General features: G+C 65.6%; 3 protein-coding genes. 2 read left to right on the forward strand and 1 reads right to left on the reverse strand.

Translation table 11 applies throughout. The features are described 5' to 3' along the window. Both AC1D1P_RS17210 and AC1D1P_RS17215 read left to right on the forward strand, forming a co-directional pair. A partial coding sequence (locus AC1D1P_RS17210) for a DUF2339 domain-containing protein (RefSeq protein WP_477673809.1) occupies positions 1–2,058 on the forward strand: 2,058 nt, incomplete at its 5' end. Next, positions 2,055–3,506, forward strand: a complete 1,452-nt coding sequence (locus tag AC1D1P_RS17215) for a DUF3999 domain-containing protein (RefSeq protein WP_477673810.1) — start codon at positions 2,055–2,057, stop codon at positions 3,504–3,506. The genes AC1D1P_RS17210 and AC1D1P_RS17215, both read left to right, overlap by 4 nt. Before the next feature lie 63 nt (positions 3,507–3,569). Here the strand turns inward: AC1D1P_RS17215 and AC1D1P_RS17220 are convergent. Then, the coding region (locus tag AC1D1P_RS17220) for an Lrp/AsnC ligand binding domain-containing protein (RefSeq protein WP_477673811.1) at positions 3,570–3,785 on the reverse strand (216 nt) is incomplete at its 5' end.

A 3,785-nucleotide genomic window follows, 5' to 3' on the forward strand; every position in this document is an offset into this window, starting at 1 on the left:
GTGCTGAACCTGGCCATTTTGTTCATTGCCTACAAACGTTCGTGGCGCATCCTGAACGTGGTGGGTTTTATCGCCACCTTCGGCGTGGCCACTGCCTGGGGTGTTCTCAAGTACACGCCAGAGCACTACGCCAGCACCCAGCCTTTCCTCATCGGCTTTGTACTGATCTATCTTTTCGCCGCCATCCTCTATGCGCGCAACACGCCCACGAAGCTCGGCAACGCCGTCGACACCATGCTGGTGTTCGGCACGCCGCTGGTGGGCTTCGGCCTTCAGGCCGGGCTGGTGCGCACCATGGAACTGGGCACGGCCTTTTCGGCGCTGGGCTTTGCCGCGCTGTACCTGGTGACGGCGATGGTGCTGGTACGCCGGGCGCTGTCCAGCTACCGCTTGCTGATTGAATGCTTTATTGCAGTGGGTGTGGGTTTTGCCACGCTGGCGGTGCCGCTGGCGCTTGACGCGAAGTGGACGTCGGCTGTCTGGGCACTCGAAGGTGCGGGCGCGTTCTGGGTCGGCATGCGGCAGGCGCGCTGGATGCCGCGCGCTTTCGGCCTGCTGCTGCAGGGCGTGGCCGCCATGGCATTTTTGGGCGGGCTTGATGACGCAGGCGCACTGGGTAACCCTGTCTCGGCCATTCCGTTCGGCAACCCGGCCTTTATCGGCGCCATGCTGATCGCGCTGCCGGCGCTGCAGCTGGCGTGGTGGCTGCGCCGGCCCCTGCCGCACAGCGAGTCTTCGTGGGCCAAGGCCTATGCCGGCGTGGAGTCGCAGCTCAGCGTTCCTGTTTACCTCTACGGTTTTTTCTTCTGGTGCCTGGCCTGGTTGCTGGAAATCAACCGCCGTGTGCCGGCGCTGGAAGCAGATGCCTTTCCTCAACAGGCCTTTAGCGACCGCACCACCGGCCTGCTGATGATGCTGGCAGTGGTGGCCAGCGCGGCCTTGTCGATGCTGCTGGGCCTGAAGAAACAGTGGGCGGTGGCGACCTGGCCGGCGCGCATCACCGTGGGCGTGCTGGCGCTGGGTTATGTGGCGCAGGCCGGTCAAGGCTACCGCGTGCTCGCCACGCCGGCGTGGGCCGTGTGGCCGGCGGTGCTGGTGCTGCATTACTGGATGCTGCGGCAGTCTGACAAGCAGGCGCTGGCCCTGTCTTCGCCAGCGGGAATGGAGGCCCGGTCGCCCTATGGTTTTTTGCATGCGGCAAGCGCGTGGTTGGTGACCTTCCTGCTTGCGGACTGCCTGTGGTCGGGTATCRGCAAGGCCGAGCTCTGGCGCACTTCGTGGGCCGGCGTGGTCCTGCTGGTCAGCGCCATCGCGGTGCTGATGCTGCTGGCGGTGTGGGCAGGGCGTGTCAACAGCGCGGCCCTGCGACAGGGCGCCAGGTGGCCCCTCAATCCGCATGCCCAGGCTTACTACTGGTATGCCGCCTTGCCGCTTGCGGTGCTGGTGTTCTGGGGCACGCTGGTGGCTGCGGTTCACTCGTCGGGCCACACCGCACCGCTGCCTTACATCCCGCTGCTCAATCCGACCGACCTGACGCTTGCGCTCGCGTTGGGCGCCCTGGTGTTCTGGCGCCGCGTGCTGGTGACGGCCGCGCCGCCGCCGGGCAATGCGGGCTGGGTGACGGGCCGCAATGCACTGGTGGCTTTGGCCTTGCTGGTGTTTGTCGCCGTCAATACCGTGTGGCTGCGCATCGCCCACCATTTCTTCGGCGTGCGCTGGGATGCCGACGCGCTGTTCGGCAGCTTCGTGGTGCAAACCGGCTATGCGATTCTGTGGACACTGCTGGCCTTGAGCTTGATGGTGCTGGCGCACCGGCGCGTGCAGCGGCCGCTGTGGCTGGTGGGCGCTGGCCTGCTGGGCCTGGTGGTCGTCAAGCTGCTGTTGATTGACTTGTCGAACGCCGGCGGGGCGGAGCGCATCATCGCGTTCATCGTGGTGGGGGTGCTGATGCTGGTGGTGGGCTACTTTGCGCCGCTGCCGCCCAAGGCCGCCGCCACCGCCACTGCGCAAGATGTTTTGCCCGAAGATGCGGGCGACCAGAAGGTAACCCAGTCATGAAAATCAACCAACGCTTTTTAACCCTGGCGCTCTCCACCGCGCTGGCAGCCCCGYTGCTGGYGCWGGCCGCCGACGCCGCGGATGCCGGCAGCGCCAAATCGTATGCTGTTCGCATACCTGTGACGCTGGCGCCTGATGCGCCGTTGCAGCGGCTGGTGGTGCCGGCCGAAGCCCTGGTGCGGCTGCAAAGCGCCGGTTATGGCGACATACGCCTCTTCAATGCGGCGGGTCAGCCGGTGCCCATGGCGCTGGCCAACGTCGCCGCGGAAACGGCTACGCAGGAGCAGCAGGTCAAGCTCACGGCGTATCCCATCCTGGGTGCCGCAGGCGCTGCCGGTCTGGAGGGTCTGTCGCTGCGCATTGAAGAGCGGCAGGGCCGGCGCGTGGTGCAGCTCAACACGGGCAGCGCGGCAGACACCGCGGGCGCGGCTTCATCGCAAAAGGTGCTGGGCGCGCTGCTCGACACGCGCAGCGTCAATGCGCCGGCAGCCCGCCTGACGCTGGACGCCGACCTGCCGGTCGGCCAGCCCGTGAGCTTTAATGTGCAGGCCAGCAAGGATCTGAAGAACTGGCGGCCCCTGGCCGACACCGTGCTGTATCGCGCCGATGCTTCTGTCAAGGCCGCGAGCCTGGGCGACAACAGCCTGGCGCTTGCCATGGCGGACCTGAAAGACCACTACCTGCGCATCACCTGGGGCGACGCCGCCGTCACCCTGCGCGGCGCCACGCTGGTCACGTCCCGTAGCACGGCCCTGCGCCAGCGCGTGGGCGCCACTATGGCCGCGCCGGTGCTGACGAATCCCCATGAGCTGACTTTTGCGTTGCCCTTTGCCACGCCTGTTGCCGCTTTAAAGATCACGCCGCAAGGCAGCAATGTGCTGGTGCCCATCCGTGTGCTGGGCCGCAACGACCGCAACCAGCCGTGGGCGTTGCTGGCCAGCGCCGTGGTCTACCGGATGACAACCGCGGGCAAGGAACAAACCAGYGGCCCGGTCGAATTGCAGGGCTCATCGGTGCGCGAAATGAAGATCGAAGCCGACCTCAAAACGCCGGGGTTTGCCGCCGCGCCTGAAATCGTCCTGCAGTTCGAACCGGCACAGCTCATCTTTCTGGCCAGCGGGCAGGGCCCTTTCACCCTGGCTGCGGGCCTGGCCAGCGCAACGGGGGCAGCAGGCGCTTTTCTGCCCATGGCCAGCCTGATTCCCGGCTACAAGGCGCAACAGGAAAACTCCTTGCCCGTCGCCCAGGCCGATGTGTCCAAAGCAGACATCACCGGTGGCAGCGCCGGTGCGGCCGGCTCGCTGGTGGCGGCGCAACCACCCAGTCAGGGCATGCCGACACGCAGCCTGGTGTTGTGGGGCGTCTTGCTGGCGGGCGCGCTGGCGCTGGGGTTGATGGCGTGGGTGCTGCTCAGGCAAACCCGGCAGGCTGTGGAGCCCGGTCAATAAGTTTTATACCGCCACTACCTGAAGTCGTATTGCTATTGTTTTGATAGCACCTCGCGCAGATTCCTATTGGCCTAGAAGTACTTTTGGTTCAAATTTTGCGCGTTTGGTGCTGAAAAAAGCCTTCACGTTGCGCACATTTGCATCGCTGGTAAAAAGCCGCTGCGCCAGCGCCAGGTAGCGCGGCATGTCGGCCACATGCACCACCAGCATGAAGTCCGGCCCCGGTGAGACGCGGTAGCACTGCTGAACGGCGTCGTCCTGCACCACCCTCGTTTCAAA

Source organism: Polaromonas sp. P1_E1_2, assembly GCF_056406035.1.